24 protein-coding genes are annotated in these 22,433 nt (G+C 71.7%); 7 read left to right on the top strand and 17 right to left on the bottom strand.

The genetic code is table 11. The features are described from left to right. Positions 1-27 precede the first annotated feature (27 nt). A complete protein-coding gene (locus AOM00_RS09150; protein WP_062517510.1) occupies positions 28-510 on the top strand; it encodes a MarR family winged helix-turn-helix transcriptional regulator in 483 nt (160 codons plus the stop codon). Between the two features lie 12 nt (positions 511-522). On the opposite strand, the gene AOM00_RS09145 is transcribed toward AOM00_RS09150, so the two are convergent. The 17 genes from AOM00_RS09145 to AOM00_RS09065 all read right to left on the bottom strand — a co-directional run bounded on the left by AOM00_RS09145 (position 523) and on the right by AOM00_RS09065 (position 17,381). After that, a complete protein-coding gene (locus AOM00_RS09145; RefSeq protein ID WP_082096844.1) occupies positions 523-1,452 on the bottom strand; it encodes a prenyltransferase in 930 nt (309 codons plus the stop codon). Then, on the bottom strand, positions 1,445-1,744 hold the full coding sequence (locus tag AOM00_RS09140; protein WP_062517509.1) for a lycopene cyclase domain-containing protein: 300 nt from the start codon (positions 1,742-1,744) through the stop codon (positions 1,445-1,447). Before AOM00_RS09140 ends, AOM00_RS09145 begins: the two co-directional genes overlap by 8 nt. Next, complete coding sequence (locus AOM00_RS09135; RefSeq protein ID WP_062517508.1) at positions 1,741-2,058, bottom strand: lycopene cyclase domain-containing protein; 318 nt, start codon at positions 2,056-2,058, stop codon at positions 1,741-1,743. Before AOM00_RS09135 ends, AOM00_RS09140 begins: the two co-directional genes overlap by 4 nt. Beyond that, positions 2,055-3,671 carry a phytoene desaturase family protein gene (gene crtI, locus AOM00_RS09130; RefSeq protein ID WP_062517507.1) on the bottom strand — a complete coding sequence of 539 codons (1,617 nt, stop codon included), beginning with the start codon at positions 3,669-3,671 and terminating at the stop codon, positions 2,055-2,057. The genes AOM00_RS09135 and crtI overlap by 4 nt, the downstream gene beginning before the upstream one ends. Continuing rightward, complete coding sequence (locus AOM00_RS09125) at positions 3,668-4,552, bottom strand: phytoene/squalene synthase family protein (protein ID WP_062517506.1); 885 nt, start codon at positions 4,550-4,552, stop codon at positions 3,668-3,670. The genes crtI and AOM00_RS09125 overlap by 4 nt, the downstream gene beginning before the upstream one ends. Continuing rightward, entirely contained in the window at positions 4,549-5,631 is a 1,083-nt protein-coding gene (locus AOM00_RS09120; protein ID WP_082096842.1) for a polyprenyl synthetase family protein, read from the bottom strand. The genes AOM00_RS09125 and AOM00_RS09120 overlap by 4 nt, the downstream gene beginning before the upstream one ends. A 69-nt stretch (positions 5,632-5,700) precedes the next feature. Further along, positions 5,701-7,845 (bottom strand): Stk1 family PASTA domain-containing Ser/Thr kinase, encoded by a 2,145-nt coding sequence (pknB, locus tag AOM00_RS09115; RefSeq protein WP_082096841.1) that lies wholly within the window; start codon positions 7,843-7,845, stop codon positions 5,701-5,703. Between the two features lie 44 nt (positions 7,846-7,889). Further along, a complete protein-coding gene (locus AOM00_RS09110) occupies positions 7,890-8,846 on the bottom strand; it encodes a serine/threonine-protein kinase (RefSeq protein ID WP_062517504.1) in 957 nt (318 codons plus the stop codon). A 1-nt stretch (position 8,847) separates the two neighbouring features. Next, positions 8,848-10,311, bottom strand: a complete 1,464-nt coding sequence (locus AOM00_RS09105; protein WP_062517503.1) for a peptidoglycan D,D-transpeptidase FtsI family protein — start codon at positions 10,309-10,311, stop codon at positions 8,848-8,850. Continuing rightward, complete coding sequence (locus tag AOM00_RS09100; RefSeq protein ID WP_062517502.1) at positions 10,308-11,651, bottom strand: FtsW/RodA/SpoVE family cell cycle protein; 1,344 nt, start codon at positions 11,649-11,651, stop codon at positions 10,308-10,310. The genes AOM00_RS09105 and AOM00_RS09100 overlap by 4 nt, the downstream gene beginning before the upstream one ends. After that, on the bottom strand, positions 11,651-12,850 hold the full coding sequence (locus tag AOM00_RS09095; RefSeq protein WP_062517501.1) for a PP2C family protein-serine/threonine phosphatase: 1,200 nt from the start codon (positions 12,848-12,850) through the stop codon (positions 11,651-11,653). The genes AOM00_RS09100 and AOM00_RS09095 overlap by 1 nt, the downstream gene beginning before the upstream one ends. Further along, entirely contained in the window at positions 12,850-13,371 is a 522-nt protein-coding gene (locus AOM00_RS09090) for an FHA domain-containing protein FhaB/FipA (protein ID WP_062517500.1), read from the bottom strand. The genes AOM00_RS09095 and AOM00_RS09090 overlap by 1 nt, the downstream gene beginning before the upstream one ends. Position 13,372: 1 nt before the next feature. Beyond that, a complete protein-coding gene (locus AOM00_RS09085; RefSeq protein ID WP_062517499.1) occupies positions 13,373-14,080 on the bottom strand; it encodes an FHA domain-containing protein in 708 nt (235 codons plus the stop codon). A 55-nt stretch (positions 14,081-14,135) separates the two neighbouring features. After that, positions 14,136-14,579 carry a flagellar assembly protein FliW gene (locus AOM00_RS09080; RefSeq protein WP_062517498.1) on the bottom strand — a complete coding sequence of 148 codons (444 nt, stop codon included), beginning with the start codon at positions 14,577-14,579 and terminating at the stop codon, positions 14,136-14,138. Further along, positions 14,576-15,475, bottom strand: a complete 900-nt coding sequence (flgL, locus tag AOM00_RS09075; RefSeq protein ID WP_062517497.1) for a flagellar hook-associated protein FlgL — start codon at positions 15,473-15,475, stop codon at positions 14,576-14,578. Before flgL ends, AOM00_RS09080 begins: the two co-directional genes overlap by 4 nt. 2 nt (positions 15,476-15,477) lie before the next feature. After that, the gene (gene flgK, locus AOM00_RS09070; protein WP_062517496.1) at positions 15,478-16,902 is read right to left on the bottom strand and encodes a flagellar hook-associated protein FlgK; all 1,425 of its coding nucleotides are present in this window, start codon (positions 16,900-16,902) and stop codon (positions 15,478-15,480) included. After that, positions 16,902-17,381, bottom strand: coding sequence for a flagellar protein FlgN (locus tag AOM00_RS09065; protein WP_062517495.1), 480 nt, complete (start codon positions 17,379-17,381; stop codon positions 16,902-16,904). The genes flgK and AOM00_RS09065 overlap by 1 nt, the downstream gene beginning before the upstream one ends. 583 nt (positions 17,382-17,964) lie before the next feature. Between AOM00_RS09065 and AOM00_RS09060 the strand changes: the two genes are divergently transcribed. From AOM00_RS09060 to AOM00_RS09035, 6 genes are all read left to right on the top strand, one after another. After that, positions 17,965-18,816 (top strand): sigma-70 family RNA polymerase sigma factor, encoded by an 852-nt coding sequence (locus tag AOM00_RS09060; RefSeq protein ID WP_062517494.1) that lies wholly within the window; start codon positions 17,965-17,967, stop codon positions 18,814-18,816. 11 nt (positions 18,817-18,827) lie between these two features. Next, complete coding sequence (locus AOM00_RS09055; RefSeq protein WP_062517493.1) at positions 18,828-19,016, top strand: hypothetical protein; 189 nt, start codon at positions 18,828-18,830, stop codon at positions 19,014-19,016. A gap of 263 nt (positions 19,017-19,279) precedes the next feature. Beyond that, the gene (locus tag AOM00_RS09050; protein WP_062517492.1) at positions 19,280-20,101 is read left to right on the top strand and encodes a flagellin N-terminal helical domain-containing protein; all 822 of its coding nucleotides are present in this window, start codon (positions 19,280-19,282) and stop codon (positions 20,099-20,101) included. 129 nt (positions 20,102-20,230) lie between these two features. After that, positions 20,231-21,592: a flagellar filament capping protein FliD gene (gene fliD, locus AOM00_RS09045; protein ID WP_082096840.1), complete on the top strand. Its 1,362-nt coding sequence runs from the start codon at positions 20,231-20,233 to the stop codon at positions 21,590-21,592. A gap of 16 nt (positions 21,593-21,608) precedes the next feature. Next, positions 21,609-22,025 carry a flagellar export chaperone FliS gene (gene fliS, locus AOM00_RS09040; protein WP_062517491.1) on the top strand — a complete coding sequence of 139 codons (417 nt, stop codon included), beginning with the start codon at positions 21,609-21,611 and terminating at the stop codon, positions 22,023-22,025. Beyond that, positions 22,022-22,345 (top strand): hypothetical protein, encoded by a 324-nt coding sequence (locus AOM00_RS09035; protein ID WP_062517490.1) that lies wholly within the window; start codon positions 22,022-22,024, stop codon positions 22,343-22,345. Before fliS ends, AOM00_RS09035 begins: the two co-directional genes overlap by 4 nt. Positions 22,346-22,433: the final 88 nt, after the last annotated feature.

Raw genomic sequence — 22,433 nt, 5'->3', positions numbered from 1 at the left:
ACGGCGACCGGCGGTAGCCTCGATCGCATGCCCGACACGTCCCGCGACGATCGCGACCTGGCGGAGCTCGCCGAGTGCATCCTCCGGATCGCGCGCGAGCTCGACCCGCACGCCTCGCCCGATGTCGACGTGATCCCGCTGACGGGCACCGAGACCGCGGTGCTCCGCTGGGTTCATCGCAACCCGGGGACGTCGCCGAGCGCGACGGCGCACGGCACGGCCCTGCGCCGCTCCAACCTCTCGGCGGCGCTGCGGGAGCTCGAGGGCAAGGGCCTGGTGACCCGCGAGACGGACCCGACCGATCACCGGCAGGTGAGGCTCGAGGCGACGGCGCTCGCGGATGAGGGGATCGCACGGCTCCGCACCTTCTGGGCCGGGCGCATCCGCGACGCGATGGGTGCCGATGCGCCCGCCGCCGCCGAGGTCCTCGACGTGCTCGAGCGCCTCGACGCGGGGATGCGGGCCGACGCGGGGATGCGGGCCGACGCGGGGCCGAGCGCGGCGCCGTGAGCCTGCCTGCGCCTACCCCCAGCCCTTCCACGCGCCGATCACGAGCATCGTCACCGCGAAGCCGACCGGCTGGTTGAGCCACAGGAACGTGCGCCAACCTCGATTGGCGTCCTCGCACGTCTCATCGGTGACGCGCATGAACCGCGCGACGGACGCGAGGTACGCGAGCGGGAGCAGCGCCGCGACCGCTGCCGGCCACGGGAGCGCGAGCAGCACCAGGGACGATGCGCCGTAGAGGCCGATCGAGAGCTGGACGGTCGCGCGCGCTCCGATGACGGTCGCGACCGAGGCGATGCCTCCGACGCGATCCGCGCGCACGTCCTGCACCGCGCCGAACGCATGGCTGGCCATGCCCCACAGGATGAAGCCCGCCCAGACCGGCCACGTGGTGCGCGCGAGCAGCGGCTGCTCCGCGAGCACCAGCGCGTAGAGCAGCGGGCCGGCGAAGTGCAGCGCCGAGGTGAGGGAGTCGAGGAACGGGCGCTCCTTGAAGCGCAGCCCCGGCACCGAGTACGCGAGCACGCCGGCCAGCACCAGCACCAGCGTGATGCCGGCCGCGACCGAGCCCTGCGCGAGCAGCCACACGAAAGGTGGGACCACCGTGACCGCGCAGGCCCAGAGGATCGCGCGGTGCACCCGCCGGGCCCGGTCGCGGTCGCGGATCACGTCGCCCTCCACGCCACCCTTGCGAGGGTTCGCGAGGTCGGACTCGTGGTCGAAGACATCGTTGATGCCGTACATCAGCAGGTTGTACGGGATGAGGAAGAAGAGCGTGCCGACCACCAGGATCGCGTCGAACGCGTGCGTCGCCAGCAGATAGGCGGCGGCGAAAGGGAACGCGGTGTTGATCCAGGAGACGGGGCGCGAGGCCTTCACGAGGGAGCCGAGCAGGGCGGGTGCAGGTGGTGGTGCCGTGTGGTGCGGATCGGCGGAGTCACGCATGGTGAGCGTCCCGGCTGGTGAGGAGGGTCCAGAGGGTGGGGACCAGCATGACCGTGCCGAGGGCGTACGCGACGTCCTCGACCGGGGCGCCTGCGAGGCGCGCCCCGGAGATCAGCGCCTCGTCGTAGTCGACGATGCCCGCGGCGACGATGATCGGGTCGAACACCGCGGTGAGCGCGACGAGCATGAGCGCCGTCAGCAGCAGGGGACGGTGCGGGAGGCGGCGCAGGGTGGGCAGGGTCGCCGCGGCGAGCAGCGCGAGCACCGCGACCGAGAGCACGACGTATGTCACGCGGGGCGCTCCCGTCGATCGAGCCAGCGCCACAGCAGCAGGGTCTGGTAGGCGAGCAGGGTGAGGAACACGGGCTCCTCGAGAGGTACCTCGGGCGCGATGCGGATGCCCGTGAGCCACGTCGACGGACCGACGAAGAAGATCCCGAGCCCCACGCCGATCAGGTCCCACAGGAGCAGCATCCCCACGGTGGCACCCAGGGTGAGGAGCGCGGCGCGCGGCCGGTCGAACACGGCGAGCCGGTAGCGCCGGTCGAGCAGGCCGAGCCCGCCCAGGGACACCAGCAGCGCGGCCAGGTAGGCGAAGGCGCTCACGCGCGGACCCGTCGCGCCAGGTTGCCCAGCACGCCGCGGTCGCGCGAGCGCGCGAGGAAGCCCGGCGGCGCGGGCGTGGGCAGCGGGGATGCGTCCACCGCGCCGAGCAGCCGCTTGGCCACGAGCTCCGCGGAGATGAGGCACAGCGGCACCCCGATCCCGGGGACCGTCGAGGCCCCCGCGTAGAGCAGGTTCGGGACCTTGGAGGAGACGTTCGAGGGGCGCATCATCGCGGTCTGCATGAGCGTGTGCTCGAGGCCAAGCGCGCCCCCGCGCCACGCCCCGAAGCGCGACTCGAAATCCGCGGGGGTGATGACCTGGAGCACCGTGGAGCGCTCGGCCAGGTCCGGGGCGCCCGCCCACGCCCCCACCTGGGTGAGGTAGCGACGCCCGATCGCGACGAGCTCGGCGCGCGACTCGGGCGTCGAGCCCAGGGTCGCGTCCGCCGGGAACGGCACCAGCAGGAACAGCGAGTCCTTGCCCGGGGGAGGCACGGACGGGTCGGTGGCTCCGGGCCTGGCGACGTAGACGGACGCCGGCACGGGAGGCAGGTCGCCCTCCCGGAGCGCGGCGAAGTTCGCGTCCCAGTCGCGCGTGAACAGGAGCGTGTGGTGGGCGAGCTCGGGGACCTCGCGGTCGACCTCCGCGAGCACCAGCAGCGTGCTCACGCCGGGGCTGCGGCGCTTCCAGCTCTTCGCCGGATGCGTGCGCCAACGCTCGGGGACCAGCACCGTCTCGACGTGATGGAGGTCCGCGGCGGCGACCACGACGTCCGCGCGCAGCACCTCGCCGGACTCGAGGACCACCCCGGTCGCGAAGCCGGCATCGTCCACCGTGATCTGCTCGACGGGTGCGGAGGTGCGCAGCTCCGCACCCTCCTCGCGCGCGACCCGCGCGATCGCCTCGACCACCGCGTGCATCCCACCCCGGGGGTAGCGCACGCCCTCGCCCAGGTCGAGATGGCTCATGAGGGAGAACAGCGCGGGCGCGCGATCGGGCGACGAGCCCAGGAAGACCGCATGGAAGCCCAGCACCTGGCGCAGGCGTGGATCGCGGATGCGCGACGCGATGCGCGCGCCCAGCGAGCGGGAGAGCAGCCCCGCGAGCGTGGGCAGCCGCCGCAGCACGGTGCGGTCCGCGACCTCGAGGGGCTTCGCGTACGTGGTGTAGAGGAACCGGTCCAACGCGATCCGGTAGAGCTCCTCCGCATCCTTCGCGTAGGCGCGCATGGCGTCGCCCTCGCCGGGCGCGAGCTCCTCGAAGCGCCGCCAGTTCTCCTCGGGGTCCGCGGAGACGTCGAGACGCTCGGCGGGGCCCCACGGCTCCTCGCCCTCGAACAGCACGCGGTAGCGAGGATCCAGGTCCACCAGATCGATCTCGGACCCGACGTCGCGTCCCATGAGCGCGAACCACTGAGCGAAGGCCTCGTGCATCAGGTACCAGGTGGGGCCCGTGTCGAACGTGTGCCCGGCGATCTCGAGCCGCCCCATGCGGCCGCCGAGCTCGCCCTGGCGCTCGACCAGCACCACCTCGGCGCCTCCGCGCGCGAGGAGGCCCGCGGTGGCGAGGCCCGACACGCCGCCGCCCACGATGACGATGCGCGGCACGGTCATGCGGCCAGCCTCCCGTGGAGGCCCGCGAGGTTGCGCGCGGCGAGCACGGCCTTGACGGGGTTCGCGACGCGCACGCGCCTGGAGGCGAGCTCGCTGGGCGGCGTGCTCGCGACCTGGTCCAGCAGCCGCGCGTAGATGTCGAGCGTGGTGCCCACGGCGGCGCGGGCGCGCCGGGGAAGCGCATCGAGCACCGCGGCCGCGGCACGCATGTCGGCGCGGCAGTCGTCGACCACCGCCTCGAGGTGTGCCTGGTCGAGCCCCGCGGCGGACACCCCCGGGAGGTAGAGGCGCCCCAGCTGATGCTCGTCGGCGCCCAGATCGCGCAGGAAGTTCACCTTCTGATAGGCCGCCCCGAGCCGGCGCGCGCCCTCGCGCACCGCGGGGTCGAGAGGACGCGGGCCGCGGCCGGTGTTGACGAAGACGGCGAGGCACATCTCCCCCACCACCTCGGCGGAGCCGTGGATGTAGCGAGCGAGCGAGTCCGCGTCATGGACGGTGCGCACCAGGTCCATCCGCATCGCGGCGAAGAACGGCTCGGTCTGCTCGCGCGTGATGCCGACCGCCCGCGCGGTCAGGCCGAAGGCATGCGCGACGAGGTCCGCGCTGTACCCGCGGTCCATCGCGCCGTGGACCTCCTCCTCGAAGCCGTCGAGGAGGGTGCCGGCGTCGGGTCCGCGGTAGGTGTCCACCAGCTCGTCGGCCACCCTGACCATGGCGTAGACGCTGCGGATGTGGGCGCGCTCGTCGCCTCGCAGCAGGCGCGTGCCCAGCCCGAAGGAGGTCGAGTACCGCGCGATCACCTGGGCGGCGGCCGCGCACGCGGCCTCGTCGTAGAGCGCGCGCGACGTGGTCGCATCGTCGTGATGGCGGCGCCTGCTCATGAGCGCCGCTCCCCGAGGCCGTCGATCAGGTCGACCAGGTAGCTCGACAGCGGCGCGGGGATGCGCTCGTAGGCGATGCGCCGGGCCATGCGCGCCTGCGCGTCCGCGGTCCGGAGCGCCCTCTCGCGGGCACCGCAGGACACGAGCACCTGGCGCACGCGTGCCGCGCCGTCCTCGTCGAGCTCGGGGTCGCCCACATGGGACGCGAGGACGGCGGCCCCCGCGGCGTCGGCGAGCTCGAGGCCCAGCCGCAGGAGCTCGGTGCGCTTGCCTGCGCGAAGGTCGGACAGCACCGACTTGCCCGTGACGCCGGGATCGCCGAACACGCCGAGGTCGTCGTCCACCAGCTGGAAGCTGAGGCCCAGCGCGGTGCCCAGCCGCTCGAGGTGCGCGACCATCGTGGGGTCGGCGCCCGCGAGCTGCGCGCCGGCCAGGAGCGGCACCACCACCGAGTACGTCGCGGTCTTGAGCTCCGCGATCACCAGCGGCTCGGCCGTGTCCGGCGCGTGCGCGTCCGCGTACATGTCCCGCAGCTCGCCGCCGATGGTGGTGCGCACGGCACGCGTGACCAGCTGGAGGCATGCGAGGCGATGGTGCGCCGGGATGTCCGCGCACGCGATGAGGTCGTACGCCGAGGACAGCGCGAGGTCGCCTCCCAGCACCGCCGCGGCCTGGACGTGGGCCTCGATCTGCGCGGGGGCGAGCCCGGATGCGGCGATCGCCGCGCGCCGCGTGCCCGCGACGTTGGCCCGGCCGCGCCGGACCTCGTCCCCGTCGAGGAGGTCGTCGTGGATGAGCATCGCGGTGTGGAGCATCTCCATGGCCGCCGCGACGGGCACCACGGCCCGTGCATCGTCCCCGCCCAGGCCGGCGTAGCCGGCGAGCGTGAGCTGCGGACGCAGGCTCTTGCCTCCGAGCTGGAGCGCCCCTACCGACGTCCACAGGTCGCGGTAGTCGGGGCCGCCGGCGGGCAGCTCCACCTGGGCGCGTGCCACATGCGCGCCGAGCGCGTCCCTGACCAGGGGAAGCCCCTGGTCCACGAACTCATGCACCTGCTCGGCGGTGCCCACTGGCGTCATCACGCCAGGATAGACAGCGGGGCCCCGCGGATTGTTCCCGCGGGGCCCCGTGTCACTGCGATCGGTCGATCACCGGCACTGCAGCTGGTCGATCATCGGTGCGGTGGCGTCCGGGTCGGCCGGATCCGGCGTGAAGTTCGGATCCGGGACGGACACCGTGGTGACGGGGCAGCCGACCACGATGTTCACCACCGTGCCCGGCGCCACCTGCGTGCCGCCGTTGGGGTTGGTCGACTTGATGATGCCGTCGAAGGAGGCGTCGGGCACGGTGTCGACCGTGACGTCGCCCACCACCAGGTCAGCGTTCTCGATGTCGGAGCGCCCCGCCGCCTCAGACTTGCCCACGACGTCCGGCACCGCGACCGTGGACGGCGCCTCGGCGACCACGAGCGAGACGGTGGAGCCGCGCTCGACCACGCTCGCGCCGGGGTCCTGCCGCAGGACGGTGCCCTCGGCCTTGTCGGTGGTCTCCTCGGTGGACTCGTCGGCCACGAGGTTGAGGTCGCCCAGGATCTTGCGCGCCTCGGAGATGGTCTTGCCGGTGAGGTCCGGCAGCTCGACCTTGCCCGAGGACAGGTACAGCGTGACCGTGGAGTTCGCGCCGACCTCCTCGCCCGCGGCGGGATCCGTGCGCGTGGCGAAGTCCGCGGCGAACGCGGCATCGTTCTCGGTGTCGGTCGCGACGACGCGCAGGCCCCAGTCCTCGAGCTCCTGGATCGCGTCCTCCTTGGCCATGCCGCGGACGTCGGGGACCGCGACCACGTCGGGACCGGTCGAGAGGTAGACCGTGACGGTCGAGCCCTCCTCGACATCGCGCCCGACCTCGGGATCGGTGCGTGTCACCAGGTCGACGTCGATGGTGTCGGACGGCTCGGTGTCGAAGCTCGCGAGCAGCCCGCGCTCGTCCAGCTCCGCCTGGGCCTCGTCCCGCGTCATCCCCTCGAGGTCGGGGATGTTGACGGTCGCGGAGGCGCTCGGGCTGGGCTCGGCGATGGACCCGTTGTCACGCGTCATCATCCACAGCGCCAGGATCAGCAGGATCGCCGCGGCAGCCGCGGCGCCCAGCACGGACCACTGGATGATCTTCTTGCGGCGCGCGGCCGCGGGATCCTCCTCGTCCTCCTCGAGCGTCTCGACGGCCGTGGTGGACGGGTCGAAGCCGCCCGCCTGATCGACGGTGGCCCACGGGTTGGCGCCGGGCATCACCGCGGTCTCCCCGCCCAGCGTCGGCTCGGGCATGACCTCGGTCGCGCCGGAGTCGGGCCCGTCGTTCAGCGCGGCCGCGGCGACCCCCGCCGCGCCGGCGCCCAGCGCCGCGGAGCCGAGCGCGATCGCGCCCGTGGACGGGGAGATCGGCTCGCCCGACATGACGGAGCGCAGGTCCGCGAGGAACTCCTGAGCGCTCGCGTAGCGCTCGTCGCGGTTCTTGGTGAGCGCGCGCAGCACCACGCGGTCGAGCTCCTCCGGGACGTCGGAGGCGAACTCCGAGGGCCGCGGCGCAGGCTCGCGCACGTGCTGGTAGGCGACGGACACGGGCGAGTCGCCGATGAACGGCGGGCGGCCCGTGAGCAGCTCGAAGAGCACGCAGCCGGTCGAGTAGAGGTCCGAGCGCGCGTCGACGTTCTCGCCGCGCGCCTGCTCGGGGGACAGGTACTGGGCGGTGCCCACCACGGCCTGCGTCTGGGTCATGGTCTGACCCGAGTCGGCGAGCGCGCGGGCGATGCCGAAGTCCATGACCTTCACGGCGCCCGTGGGGGTGAGCATGATGTTCGCGGGCTTGATGTCGCGGTGGACGAGCCCGGCGTGGTGCGAGTAGTCGAGCGCGGCCAGCACGCCCGCGGTGATCTCGACGGCCTCGTCGATCGGGGCGGCGACGTCGCCCTTGAGGATCTCGCGGACGGTGTGGCCCTCGACGTACTCCATGACGATGAACGGCACGGCCTGCGGGTTGCCGTCGGCGTTGACGATGCTGTCCTCGCCCGTGTCGTAGACGGCGACGATGCTGGGGTGGTTGAGCCCGGCGGCGGCCTGGGCCTCGCGACGGAAGCGCGTCTGGAAGGACGGGTCGCGCGCGAGGTCGGCGCGGAGGATCTTGATCGCGACGGTGCGGCCCAGGCGCGTGTCGTAGCCGACGTGCACCTCCGCCATGCCTCCACGGCCGATGAGGTCGCCGACCTCGTACCTACCGGCGAGGATCTTCGGCTCTTGGTTCATGAAACGTCCTTCGTGGTCCTACGTTCTGGGGGCCATTCTTCCATCTACCGGGGCCTGTGCCTGCGACGTTCGACATCCGGGCGCGGCCGGTACTCGCGGGGCGCGATGCTCGGCGGCATCGCGCGTCGCGGCGGCGAGGCCGGGAGCGCCAGGTCGAGCGGGGCCTGCGCGCCGGAGCCCGGCTCGACGAGCTCGAGCTCCGCGAGGATGCGGTCGAGCTCGAGCGCGGAGCCCGGGCGGCGACGTGGGTTCTTGTCGAGCAGGCGCAGGATCAGCGCGGCGAGCGCGGGGGACACGCCGACCGGCAGCGGCGGCACCGGCTCGTTGACCTGCGCGATCGCGATGTCGACCGCGCTCGCGGCCGTGAACGGCCGCTTCCCCGCGACGGCCTCGAAGGCGATGATCCCGAGCGCGTAGATGTCGGACGCCGGGGTGGCCGGCTTGCCGAGCGCGAGCTCGGGCGCGAGGTACTGCGCGGTGCCCATGACCATGCCGGTCGCGGTGAGCGTGGTCTGATCGGTGCCGCGGCTCACGCCGAAGTCCGTGATCTTGACCCGGTCGCCCTCCTGGACCAGCAGGTTGCCCGGCTTGACGTCACGATGCATGACGCCGGCCGCGTGCGCCGCGTCGAGGCCGCGGCACGTGTGGCGCAGGATGGTCACCAGCCGGGCCTCGTCGATGGTGCGCTCGCGCTCGAGGATGGTCGACAGCGGCTCGCCCTCGACCAGCTCCATGACGATGTAGGGCGTGCCGTCGTGCTCGCCGAAGTCGAAGACCTGCGCGATGTTCGCGTGCAGCAGGCCCGCGGCGTTCTTCGCCTCGTTGCGGAAGCGCTTGAGGAACGTCTCGTTCTCCGCGGCGCCGTCCTTGAGCAGCTTGATCGCGATCTCACGGTCCAGGTCCGTGTCGGTGCCGCGCCAGACCTCGCCCATGCCGCCGACCGCGAGCAGCGAGCGGAGCACGTACCGCCCGGCCAGGGTGGTCCCCGCGTGGATCGCCATGTCAGCTGCCTCCCTCGGCCGCGATCGCGGCCTCCATGACGGTACGGGCGATCGGTGCGGCGACCTTGCCGCCCGTGACCTCGCCCTGCATCGAGCCGCCGTTCTCCACGAGCACCGCGACCGCGACCACCGGGTCGTCGGCCGGGGCGAAGCCCACGAACCAGGTGTGCGGGCGCTCGCCGGTGCCCGTCTCCGCCGTACCGGTCTTCCCCGCGACCTGGACCCCGGCGATCTGCGCGGCCTTGCCGGTGCCGGACTCGACCACCTGCACCATCATGTCCGTGAGCTCGTCGGCGTCGGCGCGCGTCATGGGCGTCGAGAGCTCGGTGGGCTCGCTCTCCTCCACCAGGCGCAGGTTCGCATCGCGCACCGAGTCGACCAGGTAGGGGGTCATGAGCACGCCGTCGTTCGCGATCCCGGCGGCGACCATGGCCATCTGGAGGGGGGTCGCGCGATCGTCGAACTGGCCGATCGAGGACATCGCGGTCTGGGCCTCGTCCGGGTCGTCGGGAAGCACGGACGGGGTGACCGCGAGCGGGATCGACAGCTGATCGCCCCAGCCGAACTGCGCGGCCTTGCGCGCGACCACGTTCCAGCCGAGCTGCATGCCGAGGTTCGCGAAGGACGTGTTGCAGCTCATCGCGAGCGAGTCCGCGAGCGTCTGGCGCTCGTTCGCGGAGCACGACTCCCCGCCGTAGTTGCCGAGCGTGTTCGAGGACAGCGGCAGGTCGAGCTCGTCGGGGGCGTAGAGCTCGGTGTCCGCGTCGTAGCCCGAGTCGAGGGCGGCCGCCGCGACGATGAGCTTGAACGTCGAGCCCGGAGGGTAGAGGTCGCCCGCGATCGCGCGGTTGACCAGCGGACCGTCCTCCTGCGCGAGCAGCGCCTGGTAGTTCTCGTTCACCACGCTGCTGTTGTGGCCTGCGAGCGTCGACGGGTCGTAGGTGGGGCTGGTCACCATGGCGAGCACCTCGCCCGTGCGGGGGTCGAGCGCGACCACGGCACCGGCGTTGTCGCCGAGCGCGCTCGCGGCCGCCTGCTGGACCTCCGTGTCGAGCGTGAGCTCGACGCTCGCGCCCCGCTGCGTCTCGCCCGACACCAGGTTCGACAGGCGCGTCCAGAACAGCGAGTCCGCGGTGCCCGACAGCAGGTCGTTCTCCGTCTGCTCGATCGCGGTGCGCCCGTAGACGATGGAGTAGTAGCCCGTCGCGGCGGCGTACAGCGGGCCGTCGGCGTAGGTGCGCTGGTAGTTGAACGAGTCGTCGACCGGCTTGGACCACACGACCGACTGCCCGTCGACCACGATGGGTCCGCGGAAGGTCCCGTACTCCCGGTACAGCGTGCGGACGTTGCGCGCGTCGGCGTTGAGGTCGCCCGCGGCGATGACCTGGATGTAGGACGCGGCCACCATGAGGGTGAGGAAGAGCGCGAGGACCACCACGGAGAGGCGGCGGACGGGTTCGTTCACGCGGCCACCTCCTCGGGTCTGCGCGCCTGATCGGACAGGCGCAGCAGGAGCCCGATGATCATCCAGTTCGCAAGCATGGAGGAGCCACCGTACGCGAGGAACGGTGTGGTGAGCCCCGTGAGCGGGATGACGCGTGTGACGCCGCCGACCACGATGAACACCTGGAGGGCGATCGCGAAGCCCAGGCCGGCGGCGAGCAGCTTGCCGAAGCCGTGGCGGGTGCCGATCGCGGTCCGCATCGCGCGCTGCACGATGATGACGTACAGCGTGAGGATGGCCATGAGCCCCGTGAGGCCCAGCTCCTCGCCGAGCGAGGCCACGATGAAGTCGGACTCCGCGTACGGCACCAGGTCGGGGCGTCCCTCGCCCAGGCCGGTGCCGAACAGCCCGCCGTTCGCCATCCCGAAGAGCCCGCGCACCAGCTGCTCGCTGGTGCCCGAGCTGTACACCTCGCGGTCGAGCGCGTGCAGCCATGCCGTGTACCGCACCTGGACGTGGCTGAACAGCGTGCCCGCGAGGACGGCGCCGAAGCCGAACATCCCGAGACCGACCAGCACCCAGCTGAGGCGCTCGGTCGCGACGTAGAGCATGGCCACGAAGATGCCGAAGAGCAGCAGCGAGGTGCCCAGGTCGCGCTCGTAGATCTGGACGAGCATCGCCGCCACCCACACGAGCGCGAGCGGACCCATGTCGCGCGGCCGGGGGAAGCGCATGCCCAGCACCTTGGGCCCGGCCAGCGCGAGCGTGTCGCGGTTGGTGACCAGGAAGCCGGCGAAGAAGACGACGAACGCGATCTTGGCGAACTCGGCGGGCTGGAGCGAGCGCCCGAGCACCGAGATCCAGATCTTGGCGCCGTTGATCTCCTTGCCCAGCCCGGGCACCAGCGGAAGCAGCAGGCCGATGAGGCCCAGCACGCCGGCGGTGTAGGTGAAGCGGCGCAGCAGGCGGTAGTCGCGCAGCAGCAGGATCACCAGCAGCGCGAGGACGATGCCGAGGAGGGTCCAGACCTCCTGGACCTGGCCGAAGTCGGTGTCGCGCCCTCGGTTCGCGTACGCGAAGTCGATGCGCCGGATCATGGCGAGGCCGATGCCGTTGAGCGCGAGCACCGCCGGCACGAGCACGGGATCCGCGAACGGTGCCCACCGACGGATCGCGAGATGGATGACGAGCGCCGTGCCGCACCATGCGGCGGCGTAGAGCGCGAGCTCGTCGAGCTCGAGGAAGTCCGCGTGGTAGTCGACGAGCCCGCGCGCGAGCACGGCGACCGCGACCGCGAGGCCCAGCAGGCCCAGCTCGCTCCGCCGGCCGGTGCGGACCGTGACGTCCGCGACGGTCGCCACTATGCGCCCGTCTCGAGCCCGAGCACCACCTCGGCGGCCTCGTCCAGGCTGCGCACCCGGATGGCGTCGAGCACACGTTCGCGCTGGTAGGGCTCGAGCTCGTCGAGCGGCACGCCCGTCTGCTCGACCACATGCGAGAGCGACACGGTGCCGACCGACTCGGGGATGCCGCGGTACACCGTGACGAAGCCCTCGCTCTCGCCCACGTAGTACTGCTGCTGCGACCACCAGTAGCCGCCCCACGCGGCGCCCGCGATCACGAGCAGCGCGACGACGGGCAGGATCCAGGGGCGCAGGCGGGACCAGCGGTCGCGCGAGGGCTCGTCGTCGTCGTCCGGCTCCTCGCGCGTGGCGAGGCGCGCGGCCTTGCCCGCGGGGGAGTCGCCGCCAGCGGAGGGCTTGCGTCGGTCGCGGGCCGCGGATCCGACGATCTGGGACGTGGTCGACGGGCCCACGCCGTCGGGCGCGGTGTCGATGTCGACGATGTCTCCGATGATGCACGTGACGTTGTCCGGGGCGCCCGCGGAGAGGGCGAGCCCGACGAGCGCGTCCGCACAGTCGCCGGGGTCCTCGACCTCGAGCATGGTGGTGCGCATCGTGTCCTTGCTCACCACGCCGGACAGGCCGTCGGAGCACAGGAGCCAGCGGTCCCCGGGGTGCGTCTCGCGCACCGAGATGTCGACCGGCACATCCGCATCGATGTCACCGAGCACGCGCAGCAGCATCGAACGCTTGGGGTGGTGCTCGGCGTCCGCGACCGAGAGGCGGCCCGTGTCGACCAGGTGCTGCACGAACGAGTGGTCCGTGGTCACCTGCTCGAGGTCGCCGCCGCGCAGCAGGTACGCGCGGGAGTCGCCGATGTGCGCCATCGACAGCGTCGAGCCGGAGCGCAGCAGAGCGGTGACGGTGGTGCCCAGGCCCGAGAGCTCCGGATCGTTCCGTGCGCGCTCCACGATCTGGGCATGCGCATCGGAGATGGCGGTCTTGAGCTCGTCGAGGGCATCGTCCGGGCCGTGCGCCTCGCCCTCCAGCGCGGCGAGCCGCGCGATCGCGATGGACGATGCGATGTCGCCGCCGGCGGCGCCGCCCATGCCGTCCGCGACGGCGAGCAGGTGCGGCCCGGCGAAGCCCGAGTCCTGGTTGTTGGCGCGCACGAGGCCGACATCGGACCGCGCCGCGAAATGGATGCCCAGGTACATCAGCCGCGCAGCTCCAGGGCCGTCGCGCCGATGCGCACCACGTCGCCGGTGCGGAACGGCACCGGGTCGGTGACCTTCTGGTTGCCCAGGAAGGTGCCGTTCGTGGAGCCCAGGTCCTCGACCATCCAGCGATCCCCCTCGAGATAGATCCGGCAGTGCTTGGCGGAGCAGTAGTCGTCGTCGATCACGAGCGTGCACGTGCTCGCGCGCCCCACCAGGATCGGCGCGCCGCCGAGCGGGATGGTGGTGCCCTTGAGCGGCCCGCCGGTGACGGCCAGGTGGCCGGCCGAGGGCTCGCGCGTCGAGATGGAGCCCGTCCGGATGCCCGTCGCGGCGCGGCTCGGGGACGCGGTCTTCTCCGCGCGGGCCTCGGCATCCCGGCGGGACTCGCGTCCGCGACCGCGCGCGGTGACGCGCGTGCCGTAGAGGTCCGCGCGCAGCACCGCGATCGCCGACAGCACGAGCGCCCACAGCAGCACCAGGAAGCCCATGCGCAGCAGGGTGATCGAGAGCTGGCTCACGTCAGAGGTCCTCGTCCCCGGAGACCGCGTCCCAGTACATGATGGTGGTGCGCCCGATCGTGATCGCGTTGCCGTCGAGCAGCGTCGCCTCGCCGACGCGCTGGTCCTCGACGAACGTGCCGTTGGTGGATCCCAGGTCGGTGAGGATGGTCCCGTGGTCGGTGACCTCGAGGCGCACATGCCGCCGGCTCACCCCGGTGTCGTCCACCACGATGTCGGACTCGGTGCCGCGGCCCAGGGTGGTCGAGTCGCCGGTGAGGTAGTAGCGGACGCCGTCGATGTCGAGCAGGGGGTAGCGCGAGCTCGGGTTCGACCCGGTCACGGGGGCCACGGGACCGCGCGTGGTGCGCGAGACCACGGCGTAGCGGCCCGTCGCGAGCGACTCGTCGACCTCGAAGGTCACCTCGACGGACCCGACGAAGGAGTAGCGCTGGCGCTCCGCGTGGCTGTGCAGCGAGTCGGCGAGCTCATGGCGCAGCGCGTCCTCGCCCCACTGGTCGACGGTGTCCTTGTCCGCGGGGGCGAGCGCGATGACGTACTCGTTGGGGGCGACGGTGCGGCCGCGGTCGACCACGGCCGCGCGGGCGTCGCACTCGCGCTTGACCGCGGCGGCCAGCTCGACCGGCTTGACCCCGGCCTTGAACGTGCGCGCGAAGGCGTTCTGCATCACGTTCTCGACGCCGCGCTCGAAGCGGTCCAGGACACCCATGCGGGCATCGTAACGTGAGCGCCTGCCCGTGCCGTGAGCCCTGGCCGTGCGCGGCTCAGGCAGCGTGGGCGTCACCGCCGAGCGGCGCGCGCAGCGGCCACTCGTCGCCGTCGAGCACCACCTGGAGGGCCGCGCCGGTGGTCGGGTCGATCACGAGCGGGGCGAGCAGGTTGACCGTGGTGGGCCCGGCGTCGCCGCCCGGGTGGACGATCGCGAGCATCGTGAGCCCCGCATCGTCCTTCGCTCCCAGCGCCTCGCGCACCTCGAGCGACAGCGCGGGGGCGTAGTCCGGGAAGTACGCCTGCGGCGAGGCCGCGAAGAGCCGGACCCCGGGCTCGTCCTCGCTGCGGAGCGTGAACACGAAGCCGAGCTCGTCGATGCCGGCGAGCCGGAAGCGCGTGAGCGAGGCCATGCCCGGGATCGGGTCGACGAACGCGAGGTCGTCGGGGAGCTCGCGCACGTCGGTGCGAGCGGCGTCGAGCGCGACCGCGACGGTCATCGGAGGTAGTCCAGGAGGGTCGGCTGGAGGACGCGGCTCGCGGCGCTCAGCGCGCCCTGGTACGAGACCTCCTGCATCTGCAGCTCGAGCACGGTCGCGGCGAGGTCGATGTCCTCGACGTCCGAGATGCTCGCGCGGAGCGTGGTGACCTTGGCCTCGGCCGCGCTCTGCGCCTTGGTGATCTGGTCGTAGCGCACGCCCACGGTGGTGAGCGTCGAGACCATCGCGTCGAGCCGCGAGTCGATGTCGTCGAGCCTGACGCCGACCGCGCTGCCCGAGCGGATCTCCGTCGCGAGGTCGTCGAGGAGCTGGAACACCGAGGTGGCCCCGTTCCCGAACGCCGCGGCGCCGTCCGCGTCGACCCGGACGGTGGTGTCGGGGCTGATGCGGCGCGTGACCGAGGAGCCGCTCACGCCGTTCCACGAGTACGGGGTCGCGGACGCTCCGTCCTCGAACGCCGTGGCGGTGGAGGACGTGCCGGCGAACAGCGAACGGCCGTTGAGCTGCGTGTTCGCGAGGCCGAGAAGCGTGTCGCGCAGCCCCTCGATCTCGACGGCGATCGCCTCGCGGGACGTGTCGTTGAGGACGCCCGTGTTGGCGGCCTGCACGGTGAGGTCGCGCGCGCGGCGGAGCGCGGACACGGAGCTCTGCAGCGTCGAGTCGATCTGGGACAGCCACGCGGCGCCGTCCGAGGCGTTGGTGACGGCCTGCTCGGCCGCCGCCTTCTCCGAGCGGTAGGCCATCGCGCGGCCTGCCGCGATCGGGTCGTCCGAGGCGCGCGAGACGCGCTTCCCCGAGGACATCTCGGCCTGGAGCGAGGACATCTTGCTGAGGTTCATCTGCACGTTCGCGAGCGTGCTGCGGTGCACGGTCTGCTGGGTGACGCGGTGGATCACGGTTACCTCCCGACGATTCCGGTCTTGTTGATGAGCGTGTCGAGCATCTCGTCGAGCACGGTCATGACGCGCGCCGCCGCCTCGTAGGCGGTCTGGTACATGAGCATGTTCGCGACCTCCTCGTCGGTGTCGACGCTCGCGTTGCCGAGCTGGAGCGACTCCGCCGTCGTGCGCGTCGACTCGGCGACGTCCGCGCGGCGGCGGGCAGCCGCGGTGCTGACGCCCAGGTCGACCACGTAGGCCGTCCACTCGGCGTCGGGGCCGTCCGTGCGCTCGCCGATCTGCGAGATGCGGTCCGCGATGGTGCCGTCGTAGCCGCCGGTGGCGGAGTCGGCCGCCGCGATCCCCGCGGGATCGGTGATCGCGACGGTGAGCCCGAGCGCCGCGGGGGCTCCCGCGGTGAAGGAGAAGAAGTCCGCGCCGGCCGTGCCGTCGACGGTGACGCCGCTGGTGTGGATGGCGTTGACGGACGTGGCGAGGTTGGTGGCGAGCGCGTTGACCGCGTCCACGGCCGTCGAGATCGATCCGCCCTGCGAGCTCGGCTTGAGCGAGGCGATGGTGCCCGCGAGCGAGCCGCCCGAGAGCGTGAGGGGGGTGCCGTCCGCCCAGGACAGGCTGATCGCGTCCGTGCCGGCGGGCTCGGCGAGCGCCGCGGTCATGACCGCCGAGCCGCCCAGCGTGATCTCGTTGGCGCGCACGCCCTGGACCAGGGCGTTGCCGCCCACCGAGACGGTCATGGTGCCGTCCTCGAGCGTGGTGGCGGTGGCGCCCACCGACTTCGACAGCGACGTGACGAGCAGGTCGCGCTGGTCCATGAGCTCGGCCGTCGAGCCGCCCGAGGCGAGCACGCTGCGGATCTGCTTGTTGAGGTCCGCGATGCTCCGCGCGGTGGAGTTGACGTCCGTGACGAGCGCCTTGGCCTCCGCCAGACCCTGGTCCCACTGCGCGGCGAACGCGTTGTAGGTGTCCTTGATCTGAGAGGTCAGCGCCTCCGCGTTGCCCAGCAGCGCGGTGCGGATCGCGGTGCTGTCGGGGGAGTTCGCGACGTCCTGCCACGAGCTCCAGAAGGCCTGCAGGCTCGAGGTGACGCCCGTGTCGCTGGGCTCCTGGATCATGCTCTCGAGACGCTCGAGGGCGGTCGCGGCGGAGCCGGTGCTCGCGGCGTACGAGGTCTGGGAGCGCAGGCGCGCGTCGAGGAAGGCGTCCGCGAGGCGGTCGATGCCGGCCACGGTGACGCCGGAGCCCGTCTTGGTGCCGCCCGAGAAGAGAGAGGCGACCGCGGCGGTGGACACCGACTGGAGGTTCACGCGCTGACGCGTGTAGCCCTCGGTGTTCGCGTTCGCGATGTTCTGTCCCGCGACGTCGAGAGCGATGCGCTGCGCGGTGAGCGAGGACAGCGCGTTGGAGATCCCGGAGAAGGTGCTCATCAGAGGGCCTCGTCGATGAGGTACGAGCCCGTGCCGCGCGCGGCCGTGCCCTTCTGGTCGTACGTGCCGACCGTCGCCTCGATGCCCACGAGCGCCTCGCGCGTCGCCTGCAGCGAGACCGCGAGCAGCTCGCGGTTGCTCTCGCCCAGCGTGGCGATCTGCGCCGCGAGGCCGGCGAGAGCGGTGTGGTGGGCCGTCAGCATCTCGTCCCACGGCGCGGGGGCCGCGGCGGCGAGGTCGCGCAGGGAGACGTCGCCGTCGAGCCCGATCGAGCGTGCGGCCGCATCCGCCTCGGCGGCGCGGCCCAGGTCCGCGGTGCGGATCTGGTCGAGCACCAGCTCGACCTCCCGTGCGGCGCGGCCCAGCCAACGGCTGCGACCGCTCGCGATGATGAGCTCCTCGGCCTCCAGCTTGAACAGCAGGGTCTCCAGAAGCTCGCGCTCGCGCCACAGCACTGCGGACAGCTCATCGAATGACATGACGGTCCTCGGGATCCCTTCGCCGGTCGTCTACGTTGTCGGCCGGTACGGGGTCTGCCGCCCGGTCACAGGATCCTTATCGGCACCTGCCCCGCAATTGTGACGGTTATCCCGCTCCTGCGCGAGTGTCCCCTGGTCCGAGGCTGCCGCCCGCACCCGCGGCTCCGCCGCACAGGGCGGTCTGACGGGCGCGGTTCGCGGGCCGGAGGCGGCCGACCTGCCGGCGGGACGCGGATGCCTGCGCGGCGGAGCCCCGGATCGGTGCGGCGGAGCGGCTCCCGGGGGTCGCGCCTCGCGCGCGCGAGGAGGACATGTGGGGCGCAACGGGCATCTTGATCCGGGCATCAGCATGCAAAGCGGACGAGCGGCGCGCCGATGTGATGCGCGACACTCGTGTGAACCTGCTCACTTTGGCATTCGATGCCGGAAGGTGCGAATCCGGACAATACCTACGGTTCGACACCGACGAAACGGGTGAACCGGACATGTGAACGAGCGCCAAGGTCCCTGATCCAACGCAAATGCCATCGATGTCATTCCTGACGGCGTCATCCCTCGTTGAACAGGTGTCAGCATTCTTGCCATGAACACGGACCACACCGCCTCGAACGCACTTGTCGAGGAGCACCTCGCTCTCGTGGGCTACAACGTCAACGAGGTCATGGCGAGGGTTCCTGCACACGTGTCGCGTGCCGATCTCACCTCGGCGGGCTCGATCGCGCTCGTGCGGGCTGCGCGCTCGTTCGACGAGTCGAAGGGCGTGCCGTTCGCGCGTTACGCCTCGATGCGGATCCGTGGTGCCCTGATCGACGAGCTGCGCTCGATGGACTGGGTGTCCCGCGGCGCCCGCCAGCGTGCCCGCCAGGTGGCCGACGTCACCGAGCGCCTCGCCGCGACGCTGGGCCGCGAGCCCAGCCGCGCCGAGATCGCCTCCGCGCTGGGGGTCTCGCTGGCCGAGGTCCAGGCCGCCCACGCGGACACCGACGCCCGCGTCCTGTCGATCGAGGCCTTCGACGGCGCGATCGCGGACGTGGTGGTCGACTCGAGCAGCGGTCCCCTCGACGCCGTCGTGGGCGCGGAGCGCATCGAGTACCTGCGTGCCGGTGTCGAGTGCCTGCCGGAGAAGCTGCGCTACGTCATCGAGCAGCTCTTCATGCACGACCGCCCCGTGCTCGAGCTGGCCGAGGAGCTGGGCGTGACGCGCTCGCGCATCAGCCAGCTGCGCACCGAGGCGCTGTCGCTCCTCAAGGACGGCCTCGAGGCCAATCTCGACCGCGACGAGGTCCCCACGGTGGACCCGAACGAGGGCGTCGCCGAGCGTCGCCGCCAGGCCTACTTCGCGTCGATCGCGGCGCGGACCTCCACCCACACGGGCGCGATCGCCGCATTGGGCGCCGTGCCCGCCCGCCCCGCGCGAGTGCGCGCGGCCTCCTGAGAGGAGCGCTCATGCGCATCGGACACGTCGAGGAGCGGACCGCCGAGGAGCGGACCGTGACGACCCGCGTGCCCGATGAGCCCGAGCACCGGCTGCGCGCCTGCGCCGCCGCCACCGCCGCGCGGATCGCCGCGCATCGTGCCGCGATGCTGACCGCGGCTGCGGCCCTCGCGGCCGCGCCCGCGACCCGCGAGGCCTGAGCCCGCGAGACCTGAGCCCGCGAGGCTCCGCGCGCCCCCCGGAGGGCGCCCGCCCGGGCAGGTGCCGCCTTGTGCCGCCGGCGATCGCAGCAGGATCATCACGCCTGGCAGGTGGCGTTGTTCCGGCATGTCACGGCCGGCGTCTACACCCCCAAGAAATTCGCCGACGAATCTCTTAACACCCTCGTCGCCAGACCGATGAGGGAAGTGTTCACCCACGGATGGGTTAACAGTCCGGCCCCACTCAAGGATGGAGTATCACCATGGGTCTCACCGTCAACAACAACGTTGCCGCGCTCAACGCGTACCGCAACCTCTCCAACACGCAGAACGACCTCTCGAAGTCGCTCGAGAAGCTCTCGTCGGGCCTCCGCATCAACCGTGCGGCCGACGACGCGGCCGGTCTGGCGATCTCCGAGGGCCTGCGCTCGCAGATCGGTGGCCTCACCGTCGCCGCCCGCAACGCTCAGGACGGCATCTCCGTCGTCCAGACCGCTGAAGGTGCGATGACCGAGGTCCACTCGATCCTCCAGCGCGTCCGCGACCTCTCCGTTCAGGCCGGTAACGACTCGAACAACACCGAGGCCCGCGCCGCGATCAAGACCGAGATCGACTCGCTCGGCGACGAGCTCACCCGCATCGCGGACTCCACCAACTTCAACGGCACCGACCTGCTCAAGGGCGGCACGCTGACGTTCCAGGTGGGCGCCGGCTCCTCGGCGGCGAACGACCAGATCACCGTCAGCCTGGCCGACATCTCGGGCCTCGGTGCCACGGTCAAGGCCCTCGACGTGTCCACGTCGGCCAACGCGCTGACCTCGATCGCCTCGCTCGACACCGAGATCACCAACGTCTCGACCTCGCGTGCGAACCTCGGTTCCTACCAGAACCGCCTCGAGCACACGATCAAGAACGTCAACGTCGCGATCGAGAACCTCACCGCCTCGGAGTCGCGCATCCGCGACACCGACATGGCGTCGGAGATGGTCGAGTACACCTCGGCCAGCATCCTCTCGCAGGCCGGCACCGCCATGCTCGCGCAGGCGAAGTCGATCCCGCAGGGCGTGCTCTCGCTCCTGCAGTAAGCAGCACCGGTCGAGCCCTGACCTCAGCGACGGGCTCGCACCACCCACGCTTCGCGCCGCGGGAGGGTCCTCAGCGACCTCTTCCGCGGCGCGAAGCCGCATCACCCACGAACTGATGAAGGAGCGCCAGTGGCCACCTTGGGAGTCGATGGAATCGCCTCGGGACTCGACACCGCGTCGGTCATCTCCGCGCTCATCGCGATCGAGAAGAACCAGCAGACGCTGCTGTCGAAGAAGAAGACCTCCGCGGAGTCGGTGGTCTCCTCGCTGCAGTCGATCAACACCAAGATCAAGGCGCTCGCCGAGGCCGCCGCCGCGGCGAAGAAGCCCACGGCCTGGACCGCGACCACCGCGACCTCCTCCTCGACCGCCGCGACCGCGACCACGTCCTCCACGTCGACCACAGGGTCGCTCACCTTCAACGTCGACGCCGTCGCGGCGTCGCAGAAGTCGCTGAGCGCCGCGGTCGCCGACGGCAGCGGGATCACGGCGGACAACCCGCCGACCATCACGGTCAAGCTCGCGGACGGCACCTCCACCTCCGTCACCGCGGCCTCGAACTCCCTGAGCGACATCGCCGCGGCGATCAACGGCGGCGACATGGGCATCAGCGCGACCATCGTCTCCGCGGGCGCCGGCTCCTACCGTCTCCAGTTCACCGGTGCCGCGACCGGCACGGACAACGCCTTCGAGGTGTACGCCGCGGATCAGGCGACCGTCGACGCAGGCTCCGCCACGCGCATCGACGCGACCGTCACGCGCGCGGCCTCCGACGCGCAGATCACCCTGTGGGCCGGCACCGCGGCCGAGCAGACCATCACGCAGTCCTCCAACACGTTCGAGGGCCTCATGACCGGCGTGGACGTCACCGTGTCCGCCGTCGAGGCCGATGTCACGATCGACGTGGCGACGGACTCCTCGGGCGTGAGCTCCATGGTGAGCGGCCTGGTCACCCAGATGATGTCGATCCTCGATGCGATCGACACGGGTACCGCATCGACGTCGACCACGAACTCCGACGGCACCACCGCCGTCAGCGGCGGCATCCTGTCCGGCGACTCGCTGGTGCGCAACATGAAGCTCAAGCTGTCCGAGTCGATGACGTACCCGATCAACGGCAAGTCGCTGTCGGAGTACGGCATCAACGTGGACCGCTACGGCGAGGTGACGTTCGACGAGGAGGCCTTCGGCGCGGCGCTCGCGGCCGACCCTCAGGGCGTCGCCTCGGCGATGCAGGAGCTCGCGACCCGCATCGAGGACACCGCCACGCAGTACTCCGACCCGTACGAGGGCATGCTCACGCAGAGCCTCACGACGCGTCAGAAGGAGGTCGACTCGCTCGCGAAGCAGATCTCCGACTGGGACACCAGGCTCGCCCTCAAGGAGGAGGCGCTCTACGCGAAGTTCACCGCGATGGAGGTCTCCATCCAGAAGCTCAACGCGCAGATGGAGTACCTCACGTCGGCGCTCGACAGCCTCAGCGCCGAGTAGGCACAGGAAGGTCACGATGAACGGATACGCAGCGGCGCGCAACCGCTACCTCGACGACGCGGTCTCGACCGCGACCCCCGCGACGCTCCTCGTCATGCTCTACGACCGGCTGGTGCTCGACCTCGAGCGGGCCGAGCTCGCGATGCGCGCCGGCGACCGTCCGGTCGCGCACGCGCAGCTCACGCACGCCCAGCAGATCGTCGCGGAGCTCACCAGCACCCTGGACGTCTCGGCGTGGGACGGCGCACCCGGCCTGCTCTCGATCTACACGTTCCTCACGGGCGCGCTCGTCGACGCGAACGTCGCCCAGGACGCCGACAAGGTCGCCGCGTGCCGCGGCATCGTCGCCCCGCTGCGGGACACGTGGCGCGAGTCGGCGCGTCAGGTGGCGTCGGCCGCGACCCAGCACCTCGCGATGTCCGGCGTGGCATGACCACGCCCGCCGACCCCTGGCACGATGCCTGGGAGGCGACCCTCGCCGAGTTCGAGATGACGCTCGAGGACGCGGAGGCGATGCTCGCGTCCGATCACGTCCCGGCGCCCGACACGGCCGCGGTGTGGACCCCGCCCGCCGGCATCGGCCGGATCCCCGCGCCGCTCGTCGACCGTGCCCGGACCCTGCTCGCGCGCCAGGTCGAGGTGTCGCGCCAGCTCGCGACCGCGGCGGGGGCCTCGCGTCGCGAGGGCCGCGCGATCTCGCGCATGACGCTCGGCACGCCGGCACCCCCGGTGTACGTCGACATCCCTGCTTAACACCCTTCTGGGGCGTGACACAGGTCACATCGAGACCTCTCACCGGCGGACACCGACGTCCGATGAGGACGGTGAGCACGGATCGCTC

Origin of the sequence: Demequina gelatinilytica (assembly GCF_000971115.1) — a bacterium.
Lineage (GTDB): Bacteria > Actinomycetota > Actinomycetes > Actinomycetales > Demequinaceae > Demequina > Demequina gelatinilytica.
The sequence above is the reverse complement of the archived record's forward strand: the minus strand, read 5'-3'. Positions and strand labels throughout refer to the sequence as shown.

Bases quoted from the DNA above. Each gene is read 5' to 3' on its own strand.
- AOM00_RS09145 (WP_082096844.1), bottom strand. From the start codon at position 1,452: ATGCGTGACTCCGCCGATCCGCACCACACGGCACCACCACCTGCACCC.
- AOM00_RS09080 (WP_062517498.1), bottom strand. From the start codon at position 14,579: ATGACCGTCGCGGTCGCGCTCGACGCCGCTCGCACCGACGTGCGCGAG.
- AOM00_RS09150 (WP_062517510.1), top strand. From the start codon at position 28: ATGCCCGACACGTCCCGCGACGATCGCGACCTGGCGGAGCTCGCCGAG.
- crtI (WP_062517507.1), bottom strand. From the start codon at position 3,671: ATGACCGTGCCGCGCATCGTCATCGTGGGCGGCGGCGTGTCGGGCCTC.
- AOM00_RS09125 (WP_062517506.1), bottom strand. From the start codon at position 4,552: ATGAGCAGGCGCCGCCATCACGACGATGCGACCACGTCGCGCGCGCTC.
- flgK (WP_062517496.1), bottom strand. From the start codon at position 16,902: ATGAGCACCTTCTCCGGGATCTCCAACGCGCTGTCCTCGCTCACCGCG.
- AOM00_RS09120 (WP_082096842.1), bottom strand. From the start codon at position 5,631: ATGACGCCAGTGGGCACCGCCGAGCAGGTGCATGAGTTCGTGGACCAG.
- fliS (WP_062517491.1), top strand. From the start codon at position 21,609: ATGAACGGATACGCAGCGGCGCGCAACCGCTACCTCGACGACGCGGTC.
- AOM00_RS09085 (WP_062517499.1), bottom strand. From the start codon at position 14,080: ATGGGTGTCCTGGACCGCTTCGAGCGCGGCGTCGAGAACGTGATGCAG.
- pknB (WP_082096841.1), bottom strand. From the start codon at position 7,845: ATGAACCAAGAGCCGAAGATCCTCGCCGGTAGGTACGAGGTCGGCGAC.
- AOM00_RS09095 (WP_062517501.1), bottom strand. From the start codon at position 12,850: ATGTACCTGGGCATCCATTTCGCGGCGCGGTCCGATGTCGGCCTCGTG.
- AOM00_RS09050 (WP_062517492.1), top strand. From the start codon at position 19,280: ATGGGTCTCACCGTCAACAACAACGTTGCCGCGCTCAACGCGTACCGC.
- AOM00_RS09060 (WP_062517494.1), top strand. From the start codon at position 17,965: ATGAACACGGACCACACCGCCTCGAACGCACTTGTCGAGGAGCACCTC.
- AOM00_RS09035 (WP_062517490.1), top strand. From the start codon at position 22,022: ATGACCACGCCCGCCGACCCCTGGCACGATGCCTGGGAGGCGACCCTC.
- AOM00_RS09110 (WP_062517504.1), bottom strand. From the start codon at position 8,846: ATGGCGATCCACGCGGGGACCACCCTGGCCGGGCGGTACGTGCTCCGC.
- AOM00_RS09055 (WP_062517493.1), top strand. From the start codon at position 18,828: ATGCGCATCGGACACGTCGAGGAGCGGACCGCCGAGGAGCGGACCGTG.
- AOM00_RS09065 (WP_062517495.1), bottom strand. From the start codon at position 17,381: ATGTCATTCGATGAGCTGTCCGCAGTGCTGTGGCGCGAGCGCGAGCTT.